The following is a 19,973-nucleotide window of genomic DNA, read 5'->3' as shown; positions in this document are numbered from 1 at the left end:
TCACCCCAGTAACGGGGGAATAGTGTTACGGCGGCCATAGCGTGGGGGAAACGCCCGGACCCATCCCGAACCCGGAAGCTAAGACCCACAGCGCCGATGGTACTGCACTCGTGAGGGTGTGGGAGAGTAGGACACCGCCGGACAACCATTAAAAACGCGTGAAGCCTCGGACCACCCCACCACGTGGGGGAAACGGTCCGAGGCTTCCCGCATTTAACACCCCTCCCGCGTTTTACACGCCTTCATTTCTACTGGGCGGCGTCACCGCGCTGTGTGACTGCTGCCGGCGCGCTCGTCGAGTCAGGCGCGTCGACTTGCTCCCGCCGGATGGTGCGCGGGCTTTCGGGCGGCCCCGGCTGGAGGCGCCGCTGCGGTGGTGCGCCGGTATCGTGATGATGGTGATCATCCAGCGATCGTCTCGGCGCAGACCGGCGGCCCGGCGAGCTGATCAGCCCGGCCCATCGGGCTCCGACGACCTCACGGCAGCACGGGACAATCGGGCGCTCTTCGACACCTGCGCCGTTCGCACCATCGACGGCGGTCAGGTGGTGGAGCCGACCTGGCGTCCGCGCGTGATGCTGATCGGAGCACTCGGGCTCCTGCTGATCGCGGTAATCGGACTGCTCTGGGCCAAGTGGCTCCCCTACACCGGGCGCGTGCACACGCTGGCCGGCACACACACCTGGTCGGGTGGGCCGATCCTCACGACCGCGGGCCCGGCGGGCTCGACGCCGTCCCTCTCGGGAGCCCTGGCCTTCACCGGCGCCTACATCGCGGCGGTGTGGCCCGCGGCCGTCGTCGGGATCACCGTGGGCGCCGCCCTGGAGTCGCTCGTGCCCCGACACTGGCTGGTCCGGGTGTTGTCCCGCCGCAGTCGCTGGGGTCAGGGCGTCGCGGGCGGTCTGCTGTCCCTTCCCACCATGATGTGCACGTGCTGCACCGCACCGGTCGCCTCGAGCCTGCGCCGCCGCGGCGTTCCCCTCGGCGCGAGCATCGCCTACTGGCTCGGCAATCCGCTGCTGAATCCCGCCGTGTTGGTCTTTCTCGCCCTGACCCTGCCCTGGCCGGTGGTCGCCGTGCGTGCCGTCGTGGGCGCCGTTGTGATCGTGGCGGCGGCGATGCTGGCCGGACGGTGGGCTCGCGACACCGCATCGGCGCCCGTGGTCCTCGAGGGCAGCGCGCCGACCTCGGTCGCGCAGCTGGTCCGGCGCTTCGCCGTGACGCTCGCGCGGTACGTGGCGATCATCGTGCCCGAGTACCTGGTGCTGGTGTTCCTCACCGGACTGCTCAGCGGCTGGCTCTCGGACTGGGCCGGGCTCGGTGCGGCCGCCGGTCCCGTGTCCCTGCTGGTCGTGGGGGTCGTCGGTGCCGTCCTCGTGATTCCGACGGGTGGGGAGATTCCCGTCATCGTCGGGCTGGTCGCCGCCGGAGCGAGCATGGGCGTGGCCGGCGTCCTGCTCATCACCCTGCCGGCGCTCAGCCTGCCGTCGGTGATCATGGTCGCGCGCAGTTTCGGCTGGCGCGCCCTGCTGCCGACCGCGGCGGTCGTGGTGGTGGGCGGCGTCGCCGCGGGTGGCCTGCTCCTCGCGCTCGGCTGATCTCACGCTGGACCGGTCTCACGCTGGACCGGGCGTGCGTCGGGCCGACCCGCGCTGAGCCAAGGCGACGACGCTCACGCTGCCCCGCCGTCGTCCCGGCACACCGCCGGTCGAGAAACCGAGGAGCACCGGCCGCGTGCCTGGCGTTGCAGGTGCCCATGATCATGCCCCACGCCCGGGATACCTGCCTGCCCACACGACAACGGCCGCTCACCGCCGGGTGAGCGGCCGCTGCGGTGTGGGCGGGGGAGGGGCCGGTCAGCGCGTGGCTGCGGCGTCCCGGTTGCGTCCACGGCGCTCGACCTTGAAGTCGGTCGTCATGTCCTCGAGTTCCATGCCCTTCGTCTCCGGGATCCGGAAGAACACGAAGAAGAAGGAGACGAGGGCGAAGAACGCGTACAACCCGTAGGTGAGGGACAGGGACATGTCCCGCAGGATGGGGAAGCTAAGAGTCACGAGCCAGTTGGCGATCCAGTTCGCGGCGGTGGCGATCGCCATCGCGTATCCGCGGATGCTGTTGGGGAACATCTCGCCGAGCAGCACCCACATGACCGGGCCCCACGTGGCACCGAAGAAGACCACGAAGGCGTTGGCCGCGATCAGTGTCACCTGGCCCCAGCCCGGAGCGAGCTGCAGGGCGCCGTCGACCGTGGTCGCGCTGGCGAAACCCATCGCCATGACCGCCAGGCAGATCGCCATCCCGAGGGACCCGATGAGAAGGAGCAGCCGGCGCCCGATCCGGTCGACGAGCGCGATCGCGATGATCGTGACCAGCACGTTGATGACCGACGTGATGACCGACGCCGTGAAGGAGAAGCTCTCGTCGAACCCGACCGAGCTCCACAGCGACGTCGAGTAGTAGAAGATCACGTTGATGCCCACGAACTGCTGGAACACCGCCAGCAGGATTCCGGTCCACACGATCGGCAGGAGGAAGTACTTCTTGTCCCGCACGTCGCGGTAGGAGGGCTTGGACTCGCGATGCACCGACTCGCGGATGGCGGCCACCCGCTTCTCCGCCTGCTCGCGCGTCTCACCGAGCACTTCCTCCAGCACGGAGGCCGCCTTCGCGTCGCGGCCGCGGCTGACCAGGAACCGCGGCGACTCCGGGATGCTCAGCGCCATCACGCCATAGACCACCGACGGCACGACGCCGACGAGGAACATCCAGCGCCATGCGTCGAGGCCGGCCCACAGGCTGTTGCTCGCACCACCGGCCGACGTGGCCAGCCAGGCGTCCGAGAGCAGGGCGACGAAGATGCCCAGCACGATGGCCATCTGCTGCAGCGAGGCCAGCCGGCCCCGCAGGCGCGAGGGCGCGATCTCCGAGATGTACGTCGGCCCGATCACCGACGCGATGCCGATGCCGATACCGCCGATGAGGCGCCAGATGGCCAGGTCCCAGGCGGCGAACGCGAGGCCGGACCCGATCGAGGACACCAGGAAGAGGACGGCGCCCACGAACATCACCCGCAGGCGACCCCACCGGTCCGCGAGCGGGCCGGCGAACCAGGCGCCGACGGCCGAACCGATGAGGGCGATCGAGACGATGACGCCGGTGAGCGCGGCCGGCAGGGTGAAGTCCTTGGCGAGGGCGTCGACGGCACCGTTGATGACCGAGCTGTCGAAGCCGAAGAGGAAGCCGCCCACGGCGGCGGCGATGGAGATGATGACGGCCCGGCCGGCGTGCTGTTCCGGTTGGTATCCGTACCGGGAGTGATCCGGGGCCACCCCGTCGTCGCTGGTTGAATGACTCACGTTGCGCCTCCGTCGTTGGATCCTGCACACTGCTCGGCTTCGACCCAAACTACTCCTGACCAGGCACGCGCGCGACGCGCTGACCTGCACGCTCACGCGTCCCTGACGGGGCCGCCCGCGGTGCGTAGAGTGAACGGGTCGAGGAGGAGGAAACCGTCGTGGCCTGGATCGAACACGCCATCTGGTGGCACGTGTACCCCCTCGGTTTCACCGGTGCCGAGCACACGCTGCGCGAGGCGGGCGGATCCGTCCGCCACCGGCTGGCGGACCTGACCGGATGGCTGGACTACCTCGTCGACCTCGGCTGCAACGGCCTGGCCCTCGGCCCCGTGTTCCTCTCCTCCTCGCACGGCTACGACACCGTCGACCACTACACGATCGATCCGCGGCTGGGCGACGACGGCGACTTCGACCGCCTCGTCGAGGAGGCGCACGCGCGCGGCATCAAGATCCTGCTCGACGGCGTCTTCAACCATGTCGGGCGCGACTTCAGCATGCTGCAGCGCGCCATGGCGAACGGCCCGGACTCGGATGCCGCCGCGTGGTTCCGATGGGAGGACGTCGACGGCGAACGCCGGCCCGTGACCTTCGAGGGCCACGAGGGTCTGGTGGCCCTGAACCACGACCACCCGGCCGTCGTCGAGTACGTGGGCGACGTGATGACGCACTGGCTGGACCGGGGGGCGGACGGCTGGCGGCTCGACGCGGCCTATGCCGTCCCGCCACGGTTCTGGGAGGCCGCCCTCGCTGCGCCACGCCGGGCCCACCCCCAGCTGTGGGCGGTGGGGGAGATGATCCACGGCGACTACGTCGACTACGTCAACGTCTCCGGCCTGGACTCGGTGACCCAGTACGAGTTGTGGAAGGCGATCTGGAGTTCCATCAACGACGTCAACTTCTTCGAGCTCGGTCACGCACTGGGCCGGCACGCGGAGTTCTGCCGCCGGTTCCTGCCGCTGACGTTCCTCGGAAACCACGACGTCACCCGGCTCGCGAGCCGGATCGAGCGCCCCGAGCACCGGGACCACGCCCAGGCGCTGCTGTTCTTCCTGCCCGGCGTCCCGAGCATCTACTACGGGGACGAGCAGTCCTTCGCCGGGGTCAAGGAGGAGCGCCTCGGGGGCGACGACGAGATCCGTCCCCCGTTCCCGCCCAGCGGCGAGGCGCTGCACGGCTGGGACACCTATCACCGCATCCAGGAACTGATCTCCGTGCGGCGCCGCCACCCCGGCCTGCAGACCGCCGACGTCGAGGTCGTCACCGTCGAGAACGCGTTCCTCGAACTCGGAACGACGGTCGACGGTGCACGGCTCCGCCTCAGCCTGAACCTCGCGGAGGAACCGCGGGACATCCCGGCCGGCCAGGTGCTGGCCGCGTCCGACGGCAGTCGCACCCCGGGCGCGCTCGCCGGCCACGGCTGGCAGATCGCGGTCCTCGGGCCGACGTCCTCGACGGACTGACGGCGCTCACCGGCCCTGCACCGAACCCCGCGGATCCGCGGATCGACGGGTGTCGTGTCGATTAGTCGACACCCCGTCGAGATGATACGATCATCGTCGGCCGGCACCTCTGGGGGGTGCCGGCCGCATGCATGTCCGGGCTCTTCTCGACCGCGCGCCGGGCGCCGGTCAGTCGTCCTCGGTGCTGAGCACCGCGAGGGTGCGGGTGTCCGGATTCAGGAGGATGTTGGCCTCGTCGCGGCGGTGCCGCAGGATGTCCTCGAGGTAGGAGGTCACCGCCTCCGAGAGCGGGATGAACCGCTGCTGCCGCTCCGACATGTACCAGCGGTGCTCCAGGACCTCGTGCACCACCTCGGGCGGCTCGAGCTTGCCGGCCAGATCCCGGGGGATGGACCGGACGATCGGCTCGAACACCTGCTGCAACCACAGGTGGGCGGCGTAGTCCTCGTCCAGCTCGGGGCAATTCGCGGCCCGGTAGCTGTCCATGTCGTTGAGCAGCCGTCGCGCCTGGTTCTCCTGCACGTCCAGCCCCGTCAGCCGGAGCAGGCGCCGCGCGTGGTGGCCGGCGTCGACGACCTTGGGCTGCAGCAGGAAGGACGTGCCCTCCGGGCTCGTGGTGATCGAGTACTCCTCGACGTCGAACCCGAGATCGTTCAGCCGCCGGATCCGCTCTGCGACCCGCCACTTGTCCGTGGCCTTGAACGACTCGATGTCCAGCAGCTCCGACCAGAGCCGACGGTACGAGTCCATGATCCGCTCGCTGGTCTCGATCGGGTCGACGGCGTCGACCAGGCCGCCCTCCATCAGGTCCATCAACTCGCCGGCGATGTTCACCCGGGCGATCTCCAGGTCGTACTCGCGCTGCCCGGCGGAGAGCTCCGGATAGATCTCACCCGTCTCGGCGTCCACGAGATAGGCCGCGAACGAGCCGGCGTCCCGACGGAACAGGGTGTTGGAGAGGGACACGTCGCCCCAGTAGAAGCCGACCAGGTGCAGCCGCACGAGCAGCAGCGCGAGGGCGTCGATGAGCCTGGTCAGGGTGTCCGGCCGCAGCTGCTGGGAGAAGAGGGCGCGGTACGGGAGGGAGAACTTGAGGTGGCGCGTGACCAGGGCTGTCGCGAGCTCCTGGCCGTCGGCGTCGCGCCGGTTGCTGACGATCGCGACGGGCTCCACGCACGGGACGTCGAGACGCTGCAGCCGGCGCAGGATGTGGAACTCGTGGCGGGCGATGTGGTCGCTGGTCTCCTTGACGGCGACGACGGCGCCGGCCAGGTGGGCGAACCGGACGACGTGCCGCGAGATGCCGCGGGGCAGGGACGCCAGGTTGCGTTCGGGCCACTCCTCCAGCGGCACGTCCCACGGCAGGTCGAGCAGCTCCGGTACGGTCGCGGCCGCCGTGATGGCCAGCGACGCTGCCCGGGGGCCCTCGGGGCGGGACCGGTCGCCGCCGGTGCGGGGAAGGCGACCGCCGGCCGACCACTCCTGCGGGGCCTCCCACGCCGCGGCGCCGGCGGGCGGTGCGGCCGGCTGGGCGCCGGCGTCGGGCGTCGTCACGATCTCCGGTGCTGCTCCGGACGGCTCCGGGGGCGGTCCTGACGCAGCGGACCCGCCGGCGCCCTCGCGGGGTGCAGGGGTTCCGGCGGGTCCGTTCATGCGTCAGTCTCCTGTCGATCGATACCGACGATCGGGTCGGTCGTGGTGGCCGGGAGGAGGGTCACGGCCCGACCGTCAGGCTCACTCGATGACGTCGGAGAGGCTCGCCTGCGGGGTGTCCGCCGCCGGCCCGCCGTCGCCGAGGCGCAGCCCCGTCTTCGTGTCGAAGAGGTGCACGTGCCCGGACTGGGGACGGACGTGCACGACCTGCCCTGCCCGCGGTGGGCGCCGGCCGTCGGCGCGCGCCGTGATGGTGTGCTCCCGATCGCCGATGGTGGTGTGACCGTACACGTAGGCGTCGGCGCCGAGCTCCTCCACGACGTCGGCCTCGACCGCCAGGCCCTCACCCTGGCCCACCATCTCCAGGTCCTCCGGACGGACGCCGAGGGTCACGGTGTTGCCCGCGGCCTCCTGCAGGATGTCCCGCGGCACCGGGTAGACGGTGTCGCCGAACTTCACGCCGCCGTCGACGACGGGGAGTTCCACCAGGTTCATGGCGGGGGAGCCGATGAAGCCGGCCACGAACACGTTGTTCGGGTGGTCGTAGAGGTTCCGCGGGGTGTCCACCTGCTGCAGCAGGCCGTCCTTGAGCACGGCGACCCGGTCACCCATGGTCATGGCCTCGACCTGGTCGTGGGTCACGTACACGGTGGTGACGCCGAGCCGGCGGGTCAGGGACGCGATCTGGGTGCGGGTCTGCACGCGCAGCTTGGCGTCGAGGTTGGACAGCGGCTCGTCCATGAGGAAGACCTGCGGGCTGCGCACGATCGCGCGGCCCATGGCGACGCGCTGCCGCTGGCCGCCCGAGAGCGCCTTCGGCTTGCGGTCCAGGTAGTCCTCGAGGTCGAGCAGCTTCGCCGCCTCGCGCACGCGGCGCACCCGCTCCTCCTTGTCCACGCCGGCGATCTTCAGGGCGAAGCCCATGTTGTCGGCGACGGTCATGTGCGGGTAGAGCGCGTAGTTCTGGAACACCATGGCGATGTCCCGGTCCTTCGGGGGAACGTCGGTGACGTCCTTGTCGCCGATCCAGATCTTGCCGTAGTTGATGTCCTCGAGGCCGGCGAGCATGCGCAACGACGTCGACTTGCCGCAACCGGACGGGCCGACGAGGACGAGGAACTCGCCGTCCTCGATGTCCAGGCTCAGCTTGTCCACCGAGGGCTTCTCCGAACCCGGGTAGATGCGGGTGGTGTTGTCGAATCTGACCGTGGCCATGATGATTCCTTCCCTTCACCGGCAGGTACGTGCCGGACGATCCGTTGTGAAGCGGGTACCGAGTGGCGCTGACCAGACACGACACCGGACACATGGCCCCGTGGTGTGACATGGTTCACGCACTCGCGGCCATTATGTCACAGCGGTCGCAAGCGCTTCCGGGTGCCGCTCGCGTCCGAGCGGACCGATTTATTCGTCCAGGCTCGGACCGACGCGCTCGCGGTCCAGGGGCGGGGTGTCGAGCGCGTCCCGGCGCAGCCGCAGGACGGTGGAGAGCAGCTCCGCGACGTGCTCGGGGTCCTCGGCCCGGTACGCGGCGGCGGTGTCGCCGTCGCCGACCTTGACGCCCACATCCCCGGGCGCGAGAGCCGCGAACGCGGTCTCGTCGGTCACGTCGTCCCCGGCGAAGAGGATGCCGGTGGCGCCGGTGAGCTCGCGCAGGGTGGCCAGGCCGTCACCCTTGGACGCGGAGACGACCGACGCCTCGACCACCTTCTTGCCCTGCATCACGTGCACACCGTCCATCGTGGACAGCTCCCGCACCGCCTCGTCCGTGGCGGCGTCGCCGACCTCCGGCTCGGCGCGGCGGGTGTGCAGGACGACCCCGGCCGGCTTCTCCTCCAGCGACGTGCCCGGGTGCGCATCGACCACCCGGCGGACGGACGCGGTGACGACGCCGAGCAGGTCACGCTGCTGGTCGTCGAGCTCGAGCGGCTCCGCGTCCGGCCCGATCCAGGTCTCGGCGCCGTGGCTGGCGACCAGCAGCGTGCGCTCGTCGGGGGAGGCGACGTCTCGCAGCGAGGCGAGCGCTCGACCGGAGACCAGGGCGGTGCGCGTCTCCGGCAGGTCGGTCAGGCCGGCCAGCGCCTCACCGGCGGCGGGCAGGGCGCGGGCGTCCTCCGCTCGGTCGGTCAGGGGCGCCAGGGTGCCGTCGAAGTCCATGCACACCAGCAGCACCGGGGTGAAGGCCAGCCGTTCGAGGGCATGCTGGAGCCGCGCTTCCACCGCCATTTCAGCGGCTCTCCTGCAGGGCGGAGAGGAAGTCGGAGGACCAGCGCTTCACGTCGTGCTCCAGGACCTGCTTGCGCATGGCGCGCATCCGGCGTGCGGCTTCCCGCGGCTCCATGTGGATGGCGCGCACCATCGCGTTCTTGACCCCGTCGATGTCGTGCGTGTTCACCAGCAGCGCCTGGCGCAGCTGTTCGGCCGCACCGGTGAACTCGCTGAGCACGAGCACCCCGTTGTTGCGGCTCCGGGCGGCCACGTACTCCTTGGCCACGAGGTTCATCCCGTCCCGCAGGGCGGTCACGAGCAGGACGTCGGCCGCCAGGTACAGGGCGACCATCTCCTCCACCGGGTAGCTCTGGTGGAGGTAGCGGATGGCGGTCTTCTCGAGGGTGTCGTAGGTGCCGTTGATCCGGCCGACCGTCGACTCGACCTCGTCCCGCAGGGTCTTGTAGTGCTCGACGCGCTCGCGGCTGGGGCTGGCGACCTGGACGAGCGTGCAGTCCTCGACGCTGACCCGGTGGTCCTCGAGCAGTTCCCCGAACGCCTTGAGGCGGTGCGGGATGCCCTTGGTGTAGTCGAGCCGATCGACGCCGAGCAGCACGGTGGTCGGATCGCCGAGTTCGTGGCGGATCTGCCGGGCGCGGTCGATCACGTCCGGGTCCGCGGCCAGCTCGGCGATGTGCCGGGAGTCGATGGAGATGGGGAAGGCGCGCGCCTCCACCTGACGCTCGGCACCGTCCTCGTCGGTGATCGCGAAGACGCCCTGTCGGCTCTGGGCGCCGAGGAACCGCCGCACGCAGCGGGTGAAGTTCTGCGCGTCGCCGGGCCGCTGGAAGCCGATCAGATCCGCGCCGGCCAGGCCCTCCAGCACCTGCTGACGCCACGGCAGTTGCGCGTAGATCTCCAGGGGCGGGAACGGGATGTGGTTGAAGAAGCCGATCCGCAGGTCGGGGCGCAGCTGGCGCAGCATCGCGGGCACGAGCTGGAGCTGGTAGTCCTGCACCCACACCGTCGCGCCCTCGGCGGCGGCCTTCGCGGACGCCTCGGCGAACCGCCGATTGACACGCCGGTACGCGTCCCACCAGGTGCGGTGGAACTCCGGCGGGGCGATCACGTCGTGATAGAGCGGCCACAGGGTCGCGTTGGCGAAGCCTTCGTAGTAGAGCTCGACCTCGCGGGCGGACAGGTCGACGGGCACCAGGTGCATGCCGCTGTGGTCGAACTCCTCGAGCGGTTCGTCGGCGGCGCCGTTCCAGCCGACCCACGCGCCGTCGGCGTGTTCCATCACGGGGGCCAGGGCGGTGACCAGACCGCCGGGGGAGCGCCGCCAGTCCGACCGGCCGTCGACGGTGACGCGGTCCACGGGGAGCCGGTTGGACACGACGATGAAGTCGTAGTCACCCGGCTGTGGCGGCGCCGAGGCGGGATCGGATTCGAGTGCGGTGTCGGCCATGACGTGGAGCACGTCCTTTCCCGGCCGCAGGGGCGACGCGGATGACGAGGAGAGCGGTCTGATTTCTCAGCTTACGTGCCGTCGGCGAGCGTTCAGGGTGGCTGCCTAGAATGAGGTGTCCTTCGGCCCTTGCGCCGTGTCGCCGTCCGATTCTCGAGGATGCATGAGTCCGCAGAACGAACCCCGTCAGACCAAGTCCCAGCGCCAGTCGGCCGCACGCGAGAGGGCCCGGGTGATCCGGGAGCAGCAGCGCAAGCGTGAACGCCGGAACCGCATGTTCACCATCTGGGGCATCGTCGCGGCCGTCGCCGTGATCGCCGTCGTCATCGGTTTCATCGTGGCGAACGGCATCCGCGGCCAGGTGGCGGACTCGGGCGCTCGCCCGGCCAACACCAACACCTACGGCGGCGTCACCCTGGTCAAGCCGAATCAGTTGGCCACCTCGCCGGCGTCCGGCGACGTCAACGTCAAGGACACGCAGTCGCCCACCGCGAGCGCCAGCGCCAGCGGGTCCGCGCAGCCCGTGCCGCACGGGGTCGAGAAGGCCGCGTCTGGCAAGCCCGCCCAGATCGTCATCTTCGTCGACCTCGCCTGCCCGGTCTGCAAGAACTTCGAGGCCTCCTACGCGAGCCAGCTGGACACGTGGATGAAGGACAACAAGGCCACCGTCGAGTACCGGGTGACCAACCTGCTCGACGGCTCCGCGTCCACCACCAACTACTCCTCCCGTGGCGCGAACGCCGCCTACTGCGTGGCGAACTCCGCTCCGACCAAGCTCCAGGCCTTCCTCAGCAGCGCCTACGAGCAGCAGCCGCAGGAAGGCGGTGAGGGCCTGTCGAACGACAAGCTCAAGGAGATCGCCAGCACCGCCGGAGCGGGTGACATCGGCAGCTGTGTCAACGACGGCACCTACCGCCCGTTCGTGAAGTACCTGACGGACCAGGGTCGCGCCGACGGCGTGACCGGTACCCCGACGGTGTTCGTCGATGGCCAGCGCTGGAGCAACTCGGGTGACTTCACCGGCTTCGCGCAGAAGATCATCGACGCCCGCAAGTAGGCCTCTCCGGCCCACGGCACCGGGCGCCGGTGCCGTGGGCTAGCCTTGGACGGCCTCGTTCTCACGGGCCGGCCCGCACGGCCCGCCACGCGCACCCGCGGTGCACGCGGCACCCGCCCCCTTAGCTCAGTCGGCCAGAGCATCTGTCTTGTAAACAGAGGGTCGCCGGTTCGAATCCGGCAGGGGGCTCTCGTTCCTCCGACGCCCGCACCTACCGGCGATCGGTGTCTCGTACCAGTTCCGCCAGATGCCGGCGCAGCCCGGCCTCGCCCCGACGCATCATCGCGTGATGGGCGAGGGTGAACACCGGTGCCGCGATCGGGCTGAGCGCGACCATCCAGCGCTTGGCGGGCCTCACCGCCCACGTGATGACCACGTCGGTACCGCCGTCGGCCCGAGCGGTGAGCGCCACCCGACCCGTGCCGGTCAGGTCCTCCCCGGCGTCGAAGGCCACCTCCCGCAGCCGCTCGACCCTCGTCGCGTGGAACGAGATGCGCAGTGTGTAGCCCAGCGACGCGTGGAAGTCGAAGGTGGCGGTCGAGGCGAGCAGCAGGTCCTCCCGCGACGTCCCGCCGGCTCCGGACCGTTCGGCCGACTGCTCGCACGACCGCTCGACGGGCCGTGCGGGGGTACAGCCCGGCCACCACGCGGACCAGTCCAGCGCGGGGTCGGCGATCACGTCCCACACCTGCCCGACGCCGGTCGCGAAGGTCCAGGTGGAGGCGAGGTCGTAGAGCCGTGCCGTCATGGGCCGATCCTAGGTGGCGGTCACCCATGTCGGCCCTCGGTTCGGGCCGGGCGTGACCAGGTCTCGGCACGACACCGACGGCCACCTCGAGAGAGCCGAGGTGGCCGTCGGTGTCGTGCGTCTGCCGGTCAGCGCCGGTCAGTGCCGCCGCTCAGTGTCGGTCGGTGCGGCTCACCCGTCTTCGTGGTCGGTCGAGCCGGCCGGAATGCCCGGTACGTCGTCCGGCCCGTAGATCTTCGCGTCCCCGGGGTAGGGGCTGGTCCAGTGATGGGTCTGGTACCAGGTCCACCGGTTGAACAGGTACGGGTTGGCGACGTCCTCCTTCGCACCGTTGCCCGTGGCGTGCTGGTCGGCCGCCCACTCCGTCCACTGCTCCGCGATACCGCGCATCGAGGCGGGCACCGCCGTCTCCTTCGCCGAGGCACGCTGCACCGCCGCGGCCGCCGCACCGGTCTGGCCGAGCGAGTCCGGCCCGCACTCCGGGGCGGTCTTCACGCCCTGGGTGAGCGGCACCTGGTTCGGGACCGCGGTGTAGGGCCGCAGGTCCGCCTTGGTGGTGAACGCGTCGAGCATCGGCGTCGCGGCGGCGACCTTCTGGTTCAGCGGCTGGGCGCCAAGGATCTGCTCGATGGTGCGGATCATGTTGATCTGCGAGTAGAAGGTGCTGACGGTCTTGCCGTGCGCCGCGTACGGGCTGATCACCTGCACGGGGGCGCGGTGGCCGTCGACGTGGTCGGCGCCGTCCTGGCTGTCGTCCTCGGCGATGAAGATGGCCGAGTCCTTCCAGTACTTCGAGTGGGAGATCGTGTCGACGATCTTCCCGACCGCCAGGTCGTTGTCCGCGACCTGGGCCACCGGGTCGGCCGGCCCGCCCGTGTGGTCGCTGGACAGCCACGTCATCTGGAAGTTCTTCGGGCCGTTGGCCTCGAAGTCGTGCTTCCAGGTCTCGTAGCGGTAGATGTCCGGGATCTGCAGGTCGAACGGCGCGGCGTTCGGGTCGGTGATGGCGTTCAGCGACGGGATCACCGAGCTCGCGTGCAGCTGGATGTCCGGGGTGAACAGCTGCTTCGGGTCCCCGCCGGCCATGGTGCTCTTCGCCGCGCAGTAGTACTGCTGCCAGGTGGCGCCGGCCGGCTTGCCCTCGCCGTACAGGAACTCGCCGTAGTTGCGGGCTGTGTTACCGGCCGACTGGATCGCGTTCCACAGGAAGCCGGACCGCTGGTGACCCAGGACGTCCTCCTCGGTGTCGTACGAGCGCTTGTACTCGCCGGCGCTCTTCTCCGAGTACGCGGGGTCGTCGCCCTGCATCATCCAGTTGTGACCCTCGGCCGAGTTGGTGCCGATGTCGTACGTGTTGTCGTAGAGACCGAACTGGCTGGCCAGGGCGTGCTGGTTCGGGGTCACCTTCGCCCCGAACTGGGCGAGCGAGGCGTCCCCGTTGCCCTGCTTCATGTCGCCGTACACCTGGTCGTACGTGCGGTTCTCCTTGACGATGAGGAACACGTGCTTGATGGTCGACGGGTCGCCGATGCGCTTCGGCACGGCCACGGGCTTGACGTGCGCGGCGCTCGCGCCCTCCGCCTGCTTGGTCTTCGTCGGGTCCCACCCGTTCTGCTGGAACACCGTCGCGGTGTCCTTCCGGATCTGGTGGTCGTCCGGCAGCGTGAACCGGGTGAGCGACGCGGTTGTGGAGTGCGTGCCGTGACCGGTCGCCGGCGTCGTGCCCGGGCCCTTGGAGAAGGTCAACTCCGGGCCCCGCGCGTCGATGCCCCGGACGTTGGTGACGACGACCTTGCCGTTGTTGGTCGTGACGTCGCCGGGGTAGTAGTCCGTCGGGAGGAGGCCGATGAAGCTGGCCGGGTCGCGGGGATCGCGCTTGTTCACCTGGTAGACCGCGATCGCGTTCGCCCGGCCGAGGGAGACGAGCAGGTGGTCGCCCTGCATGGTGATGCCGGTCGGCTCGTACCCGACCGTCGAGGAGGCCCAGGGCTGCGTCGCGATGGTCTGCTTGACCGTGTCGGTGCGGGTGTCCACGACCGAGACGGTGTCGCTGTTGGTGTTCGCGACGTAGAGCGTCGAGCCGCTCCGGTACATCGCCGTCGGGTGCAGCTGGACGTCGATCGAGGAGACGGGCGCCGAGGCGTTCGCGGGGTCGATGACGCTGACCGTGCCCGTGGTCGAGGTGCCCAGCCGGGGATCGGCCGGGACGGCCGTGCCGTAGGAATCCATCGTCGTCTCGCCGGCGGCCGCCTTGCGGCCGCCCTCGTTCGAGACGTACAGCTTCGAGCCGACGAAACGGAGCTGGCGGGGGGCGATCCCGGTCGCCCAGGTCTGCTTGACGGTGCCCGCGGTGGGGTCCAGCGCGACGACGCTGTTCTGCCCGTTGACGGCGGCGTACAGCGTCGCGCCGTCGGGGGAGAACGCCATGCCCGCCGTGAGCGACTGCTTCCCGTCCACGGTCGGGATGCTGATCTTCGTGCCGGCCCCGAGCGACCCGTCCGCGTTGAACGGGTAGCGGACGAGGCCGGTCGCGACCGGCTGGTAGAGGAACTTCCCGTCGGGGGAGAAGACCGGGCCCTCCTGGCCCACCGAGCCGTCGGCGATCTTCTGGTAGGCCATGTCCGCGTGGCCGGCGTTGGCGGCGGCGGTCGAGAACGCCGCCGCGGTCAGGGTGCCCGCCGCCGCGACGGGTCGGTAGGTCTTCAGGTCGAACACCTGCAGGGCCACCGAGCGGTCGGTGCTGGTGCCGACCAGGTAGCGACCGCCGGGGCTGACGGTCGAACCCATGATCTTGCCGAAGGGCGTCATCAGCCGGTCGCCGAGCGGGTTGATCACCTGGTTGGACGAGACCTGCTCGCCCTTCGCGGTCTGGTCCCCGACGTGCGGCTGGGTGAACGCCAGCGTCGAGGCGCCGGCGATGCCGCCCCCGGCGAGGACGAGCGCACAGCTGGCCGCCACGATCGTGAGCGGCTTGCGCCGGGTGACCGCCGCCGACAGGCGACGCAGGCCTCGCGGGCGTGGCTGGGGGTCCTCGACGGACCCGGTGGCAGCATGATTCCATCTGGCCATGGCGGTGCTCCTGTTCTCTGCTCGGGGGCCTGCGGCACGGGGGGCGATGATCCACGGGGAGTCCCGGGCGGCTCCCCCTACTGCATGGGGGGCTCTCGCGTGAAGGCCGATTACCGGCTTCCTCAGGCTTCTCCCCGGATCTGACATCGCGGTGACGTCGACCCCAACGGGTGGGGAACACCGGTGACCGTGCGCACGTCACGGGTCGCCGTCACCGGATCGTGTCGTCCCACCCGTACCGCGCCACCGGCCCGGGTGAGACACTGTGCGCGGGGGCCCGCTCGGGGGAGTGGGACGTGACGGGGAGTGGGGACATGGGTCGTGTCGACGAGGTGATGGACCGCGCCTCGGACGAGGGGCGCGAGGCGGAGCGACGGCGGCGCCGGCGCCGTCGGACGGCGCTGCGGGTGGTGGGCGTGCTGGTGGCGGTGTTCGCCGTCCTCGTGCTCGTCGCGGGCACCTACCTGGTGAACCTCGGGCACGCGTTCGACAGCCGCAGCCACCGAATCGAGCAGGCGTTCCCCGCGGAGGCGTCACGGCCGGCCGCCGCCGACAACGCGGCGACGAACCTGCTGCTGCTGGGCAGCGACAGCCGCGGCGCCACCACGTCCGAGGCCGGGAAGGGGGACGCCTCGGATCAGCGCTCGGACACCCTCATCTGGGTGCACATCCCGGCCGACCGGAAGCGCGTGTATCTCATGTCGGTCCTGCGGGACACCTGGGTGGACATCCCGGGGCACGGGAAGGCCAAGATCAACGCGGCGCTGGCCGACGGCGGCATCCCGCTGGCCGCACAGACCCTGGAACAGCTGTTCGGCGTGCGCCTGGACCACATCGCCCTGATCGACTTCGAGGGCTTCAAGGCCGCCACCGACGCCCTCGGCGGCGTGACCGTCGACGTGCCGGTGGCGTTCTCCGCGCGGGGCCACACCTTCCCGAAAGGCCGGCAGACGCTCGACGGGGACGCCGCGCTCGCCTTCGTCCGGGAGCGGAATGCGTTCACCGACGGGGACTACCAGCGGGTCCGCGACCAGCAGATCTTCCTCAAGGCGGTCCTCGGGCAGGTCCTCAGCGTCGGCACCCTGACCAACCCCGTCCGGATCAACGAGCTCGTCGACCGGGTGTCCCCGTTCGTCAGCGTGGACACCACGCTCGATGCGACGGCCATGGCCGGTCTCGCCCTGTCCCTGAACGGGGTGCGGGCGGGCGACGTGCGGTCCTTCACCCTCCCCACCCGCGGGACCGGCACGTCGGCGGACGGCCAGTCCATCGTCGTGGCCGACACCGCCGCGATCGACGCGGTCGGGAAGGCGATGCGCGAGGACACCCTCGGCACCTGGGTGGCCGCCCACGGCACGTCGGCGCGCTGAACGGGAGCGCGCCCCAGCAGGAGGACAAGGAAGGGGCCGGGCGCCTCAGCGCCCGGCCCCCGGTCCCCCCTGTCCGCCCCCGCGTCAGGCGGCGACGGACCCATGGGGGTCGATCACGAATTTCTTCGCGACCCCCGAGTCGAAATCGGCGTAGCCCTGCGGTGCCTCGTCCAGGCTGATCGTCGTCGCGTTGACGGCCTTGGCGATCTGCACCCGGTCGTGCAGGATCGCCTGCATCAGGCCGCGGTGGTACTTCATCACCGGGCACTGGCCGGTGGTGAAGGACAGGGACTTCGCCCAGCCGGTGCCGAGCGAGAGGGACAGGGAGCCCTTCTTGGCCGCCTCGTCCACACCGCCCGGGTCACCCGTGACGTAGAGTCCCGGGATGCCGAGCGCACCGCCGGCGGCGGTGATGTCCATCAGGGTGTTGAGCACCGTCGCCGGCGCCTCCTGCCCGCCGTGGCCGTGTCCCTTCGCCTCGAACCCGACGGCGTCGACGCCGCAGTCGACCTCGCCGACGCCGAGGATCTGCTCGATCTGGTCCGCCGGCTCGCCCTGCGACAGGTCGATGGTCTCGCACCCGAAGCTGCGGGCCTGCTCCAGCCGCTGTGTGTTCATGTCGCCGACGATCACGACGGCGGCACCGAGCAGTTGTGCGCTCGCCGCTGCGGCCAGGCCCACGGGGCCCGCCCCCGCGACATAGACCGTGGAGCCGACGCCGACCCCGGCCGTCACCGCACCGTGGAACCCGGTCGGGAAGATGTCGGAGAGCATGGTCAGGTCCAGGATCTTCTCCATCGCCTGGTCCTTGTCCGGGAACTTCAGCAGGTTCCAGTCGGCGTAGGGCACCATCACGTACTCCGCCTGGCCGCCGACCCACCCGCCCATGTCCACGTACCCGTAGGCGCTCCCGGGACGGTCCGGGTTGACGTTCTCGCAGATGCCGGTCTTGCGCTCCTTGCAGTTCCGGCAGCGTCCGCACGCGATGTTGAACGGCACCGAACAGAGATCGCCGACCTTGATGAACTCGACACCGGGACCGGTCTCGACCACCTCGCCGGTGATCTCGTGGCCGAGCACGAGCCCCGCGGGAGCGGTGGTGCGGCCGCGCACCATGTGCTGGTCGGACCCGCAGATGTTGGTGGTCACCACCTTGAGGATCGCCCCGTGCGGCAGCTGCCTGCCCACGTTCGCCGGGTTGACGCCCGGCCCGTCCTTCAACTCGAACGTGGGGTAGTCGATGGTCTTGACCTCGACCTTGCCCGGGCCCATGTAGCTCACCGCGCGGTTGTCCGCCATGATGTCTCCTTCGCCGTCGTCCTCTGACTGGGCAGCGGTCCGTCCCGCGTTCGCGGAGGACCGCCCCCGGCGCAGCCGAGCGCAACCTCGGGCAGCGGTGACCTGAGCCTAGGCCCGGATGCCCCGCCTGTGAAGTGCCTCACAGCGCGGAGCCGGGTAGGTTGACGGCATGGCGAAGGAGAAGGACGCGACCGTGCTGACGGTGCCCGGCCCCGACGGGCAGCGGGAGGTGCGGGTCTCCAGCCCCACCCGCGTGTTGTGGCCGGCGGCGGGGCTGACGAAGCTGGACCTCGCGCAGTACCTGATCGCCGTCGCCGAGCCGTTCCTGGCCGCGAACGGCGGACGGCCGGTCTCCCTGCAGCGCTTCTCCGGCGACGTGACGGGGGAGGAGTTCTTCTCCAAGAACCCGCCGCGTGGAGCCCCCGACTACGTCGACGCCGTCACCGTCACGTACCCGAGCGGCCGCTCCCACCCCCAGGTGGTGATCCGGGAGATCGCGGCCGCCGTGTGGGCCGCGCAGATGAACACGGTCGTCTTCCACCCGTGGGCCTCCCGCGCCGAGGACACGGACAACCCCGACCAGCTGCGCATCGACCTGGATCCCCAGCCGGGTACCGACTTCTCCGACGCCGTCACCGCGGCCCACGAGCTGCGCACCGTGCTCGCCGACGCCGGGCTGACCGGCTACCTCAAGACCTCCGGCAACCGGGGTCTGCACGTGTACGCGCCGATCACCCCGGCGCACGAGTTCCTCGACGTCCGGCACGCCGTCATCGCCATCGGCCGCGAGCTCGAGCGGCGGATGCCGGACGCCGTCACCACGAAGTGGTGGAAGGAGGAGCGGGGGGAGCGCATCTTCGTGGACTACAACCAGGCCAACCGGGACCGCACCATCGCCGGCGCGTACAGCCCGAGGGCCCTGCCGCACGCCTCCGTCTCCTGCCCGGTCACCTGGGACGAGCTCGACGACGTCGACCCGCGGGAGCTGACCATCGCGACCGTCCCGGACCGGGTGTCCGCCGTCGGCGACCCCTGGGCGGACATGCACGCGCACCCCGGCACGCTCGACACGGCCCTGGGCTGGTGGAAGCGGGACCTCACGAACGGCCTCGGGGAGCTGGCGTTCCCGCCGGACTTCCCGAAGATGCCGGGGGAGCCGCCGCGGGTCCAACCGAGCAGAGCGAGGAAGGAACCGGCGAGGAAGCCTGCCACGGAGCAGGACTGAGGCCTAGAGCAGCACGTCGTTCAGGTCCCACGCGACCGGCACGTCCAGCTGGTCGTACGTGCACGAGCGTGCCTCGCGGTCCGGCCGCCACCGGGCGAACTGGGCCGTGTGCCGGAACCGCATGCCCTCCATCTGGTCGTACTGCACCTCGAGCACGCGCTCGGGCCGCAACCGGACGAACGAGGTGTCCTTGTTCGACGAGAACCGGTTGCGCTCGCCCTCACCGGTCACCGCGGCGCCGTGCTCGTCGCGCTCGACCACCGGGTCCAGCTCGTCGATCAACTCCAGCCGGCGGGCGTCGCTGAACGCGGAGACCCCGCCCACCCCGTAGAGCTCGTCCCCCTGGTACAGACCCACGAGGATCGACCCGACGCCCTGCCCGCTCTTGTGGATGCGATAGCCCAGCGCGACGACGTCGGCGGTGCGGTGGTACTTGATCTTGAGCATGGTCCGCTTGTTCGGCAGATAGGCCGAGGACAGGGGCTTGGCGACGACGCCGTCCAGGCCCGCTCCCTCGAACTCCTCCAGCCAGCGCTGGGCGGTGGCCAGGTCGTCCGTCGTCTGGCTCAGGTGCAGCGGTGCGCGCAGTGGCGCCATCAGCTTCTCCAGCCGGGAGCGGCGCTCGGCCAGCGGCTCCTCCAGCAGGCTCTGCCCGTTCTCGGCGAGCAGGTCGAAGGCCACGAAGGACGCCGGAGTCTCCTCGGCGAGCCGGTTGACGCGGCTGGCCGCGGGGTGGATCCGCTGGCTCAGGGCCTCCCAGTCCAGGCGTTCGGACCCGGGCTCGCCGGTGCGGACGATCAGTTCCCCGTCGAGCACGCACGGGACGGTGACCTGCTCCGCGATCTGCGCGACCACCTCGGGGAAGTAGCGGGTGAGCATCTTGGACCCACGGCTGCCGATCTGCACGTCGGTGCCGTCGGCGTAGATGATCGCGCGGAACCCGTCCCACTTGGGCTCGTACTGCAGTCCGCCCGGGACGCTGTCCGGAGCAGGCACGGTCGCCACGGCCTTGGCGAGCATGGGGGCGACGGGATTCTCGGCGGTGAGGGCGGTCATGGAC

14 protein-coding genes, 1 tRNA gene and 1 rRNA gene are annotated in these 19,973 nt (G+C 70.4%); 7 read left to right on the top strand and 9 right to left on the bottom strand.

The window, feature by feature from the left end; genetic code table 11:
- Positions 1-26 precede the first annotated feature (26 nt).
- Positions 27-143: ribosomal RNA gene (gene rrf, locus BGP79_RS15320) — 5S ribosomal RNA — on the top strand.
- A 402-nt stretch (positions 144-545) separates the two neighbouring features.
- Positions 546-1,598 (top strand): permease, encoded by a 1,053-nt coding sequence (locus BGP79_RS15315; protein ID WP_233121595.1) that lies wholly within the window; start codon positions 546-548, stop codon positions 1,596-1,598.
- A 258-nt stretch (positions 1,599-1,856) separates the two neighbouring features.
- Here the strand turns inward: BGP79_RS15315 and BGP79_RS15310 are convergent, their stop codons facing one another.
- On the bottom strand, positions 1,857-3,269 hold the full coding sequence (locus BGP79_RS15310; protein ID WP_369800243.1) for a sugar porter family MFS transporter: 1,413 nt from the start codon (positions 3,267-3,269) through the stop codon (positions 1,857-1,859).
- A 245-nt stretch (positions 3,270-3,514) separates the two neighbouring features.
- On the opposite strand from BGP79_RS15310, the gene BGP79_RS15305 reads away from it, so the two are divergent.
- Positions 3,515-4,816: an alpha-amylase family glycosyl hydrolase gene (locus BGP79_RS15305; protein ID WP_076696899.1), complete on the top strand. Its 1,302-nt coding sequence runs from the start codon at positions 3,515-3,517 to the stop codon at positions 4,814-4,816.
- Between the two features lie 168 nt (positions 4,817-4,984).
- Here the strand turns inward: BGP79_RS15305 and BGP79_RS15300 are convergent, their stop codons facing one another.
- The 4 genes from BGP79_RS15300 to otsA all read right to left on the bottom strand — a co-directional run bounded on the left by BGP79_RS15300 (position 4,985) and on the right by otsA (position 10,145).
- On the bottom strand, positions 4,985-6,370 hold the full coding sequence (locus BGP79_RS15300) for a DUF4032 domain-containing protein (RefSeq protein ID WP_076696898.1): 1,386 nt from the start codon (positions 6,368-6,370) through the stop codon (positions 4,985-4,987).
- A 180-nt stretch (positions 6,371-6,550) separates the two neighbouring features.
- On the bottom strand, positions 6,551-7,684 hold the full coding sequence (locus BGP79_RS15295) for an ABC transporter ATP-binding protein (protein WP_076696896.1): 1,134 nt from the start codon (positions 7,682-7,684) through the stop codon (positions 6,551-6,553).
- A gap of 189 nt (positions 7,685-7,873) precedes the next feature.
- Positions 7,874-8,695: a trehalose-phosphatase gene (otsB, locus tag BGP79_RS15290; RefSeq protein ID WP_076696894.1), complete on the bottom strand. Its 822-nt coding sequence runs from the start codon at positions 8,693-8,695 to the stop codon at positions 7,874-7,876.
- A 1-nt stretch (position 8,696) separates the two neighbouring features.
- Positions 8,697-10,145, bottom strand: a complete 1,449-nt coding sequence (gene otsA, locus BGP79_RS15285) for an alpha,alpha-trehalose-phosphate synthase (UDP-forming) (RefSeq protein WP_076696892.1) — start codon at positions 10,143-10,145, stop codon at positions 8,697-8,699.
- 163 nt (positions 10,146-10,308) lie between these two features.
- On the opposite strand from otsA, the gene BGP79_RS15280 reads away from it, so the two are divergent.
- A complete protein-coding gene (locus tag BGP79_RS15280) occupies positions 10,309-11,202 on the top strand; it encodes a DsbA family protein (RefSeq protein WP_076696891.1) in 894 nt (297 codons plus the stop codon).
- A gap of 115 nt (positions 11,203-11,317) precedes the next feature.
- A tRNA-Thr gene (locus tag BGP79_RS15275) sits at positions 11,318-11,391 on the top strand.
- Between the two features lie 22 nt (positions 11,392-11,413).
- Here the strand turns inward: BGP79_RS15275 and BGP79_RS15270 are convergent.
- Together BGP79_RS15270 and BGP79_RS15265 are read right to left on the bottom strand one after the other, a co-directional pair.
- A complete protein-coding gene (locus BGP79_RS15270; RefSeq protein ID WP_076696889.1) occupies positions 11,414-11,950 on the bottom strand; it encodes a hypothetical protein in 537 nt (178 codons plus the stop codon).
- A 171-nt stretch (positions 11,951-12,121) separates the two neighbouring features.
- A complete protein-coding gene (locus tag BGP79_RS15265; protein WP_083701985.1) occupies positions 12,122-15,019 on the bottom strand; it encodes a bifunctional YncE family protein/alkaline phosphatase family protein in 2,898 nt (965 codons plus the stop codon).
- A 314-nt stretch (positions 15,020-15,333) separates the two neighbouring features.
- Here BGP79_RS15265 and BGP79_RS15260 point away from each other — a divergent pair, with 314 nt between their 5' ends.
- Positions 15,334-16,389 carry an LCP family protein gene (locus BGP79_RS15260; RefSeq protein ID WP_233121592.1) on the top strand — a complete coding sequence of 352 codons (1,056 nt, stop codon included), beginning with the start codon at positions 15,334-15,336 and terminating at the stop codon, positions 16,387-16,389.
- A gap of 84 nt (positions 16,390-16,473) precedes the next feature.
- On the opposite strand, the gene fdhA is transcribed toward BGP79_RS15260, so the two are convergent.
- Positions 16,474-17,688 carry a formaldehyde dehydrogenase, glutathione-independent gene (fdhA, locus tag BGP79_RS15255; protein WP_076696887.1) on the bottom strand — a complete coding sequence of 405 codons (1,215 nt, stop codon included), beginning with the start codon at positions 17,686-17,688 and terminating at the stop codon, positions 16,474-16,476.
- A 169-nt stretch (positions 17,689-17,857) separates the two neighbouring features.
- Here fdhA and ligD point away from each other — a divergent pair, with 169 nt between their 5' ends.
- Positions 17,858-18,913 (top strand): non-homologous end-joining DNA ligase, encoded by a 1,056-nt coding sequence (gene ligD, locus BGP79_RS15250; RefSeq protein ID WP_076696886.1) that lies wholly within the window; start codon positions 17,858-17,860, stop codon positions 18,911-18,913.
- 3 nt (positions 18,914-18,916) lie between these two features.
- On the opposite strand, the gene BGP79_RS15245 is transcribed toward ligD, so the two are convergent.
- Positions 18,917-19,969: an ATP-dependent DNA ligase gene (locus tag BGP79_RS15245; RefSeq protein WP_076696884.1), complete on the bottom strand. Its 1,053-nt coding sequence runs from the start codon at positions 19,967-19,969 to the stop codon at positions 18,917-18,919.
- Between the last annotated feature and the right edge of the window lie 4 nt (positions 19,970-19,973).

Source organism: Tersicoccus sp. Bi-70 (assembly GCF_001968825.1).
Taxonomy (GTDB): Bacteria; Actinomycetota; Actinomycetes; order Actinomycetales; family Micrococcaceae; genus Tersicoccus.
This window is presented reverse-complemented; position numbering and strand designations above follow the sequence as displayed.

Coding starts and splice junctions, on each gene's coding strand:
- BGP79_RS15295 (WP_076696896.1), bottom strand. CDS start 7,684: ATGGCCACGGTCAGATTCGACAACACCACCCGCATCTACCCGGGTTCG.
- otsB (WP_076696894.1), bottom strand. CDS start 8,695: ATGGCGGTGGAAGCGCGGCTCCAGCATGCCCTCGAACGGCTGGCCTTC.
- otsA (WP_076696892.1), bottom strand. CDS start 10,145: ATGGCCGACACCGCACTCGAATCCGATCCCGCCTCGGCGCCGCCACAG.
- BGP79_RS15280 (WP_076696891.1), top strand. CDS start 10,309: ATGAGTCCGCAGAACGAACCCCGTCAGACCAAGTCCCAGCGCCAGTCG.
- BGP79_RS15270 (WP_076696889.1), bottom strand. CDS start 11,950: ATGACGGCACGGCTCTACGACCTCGCCTCCACCTGGACCTTCGCGACC.
- BGP79_RS15265 (WP_083701985.1), bottom strand. CDS start 15,019: ATGGCCAGATGGAATCATGCTGCCACCGGGTCCGTCGAGGACCCCCAG.
- BGP79_RS15260 (WP_233121592.1), top strand. CDS start 15,334: ATGGGTCGTGTCGACGAGGTGATGGACCGCGCCTCGGACGAGGGGCGC.
- fdhA (WP_076696887.1), bottom strand. CDS start 17,688: ATGGCGGACAACCGCGCGGTGAGCTACATGGGCCCGGGCAAGGTCGAG.
- ligD (WP_076696886.1), top strand. CDS start 17,858: ATGGCGAAGGAGAAGGACGCGACCGTGCTGACGGTGCCCGGCCCCGAC.
- BGP79_RS15245 (WP_076696884.1), bottom strand. CDS start 19,969: ATGACCGCCCTCACCGCCGAGAATCCCGTCGCCCCCATGCTCGCCAAG.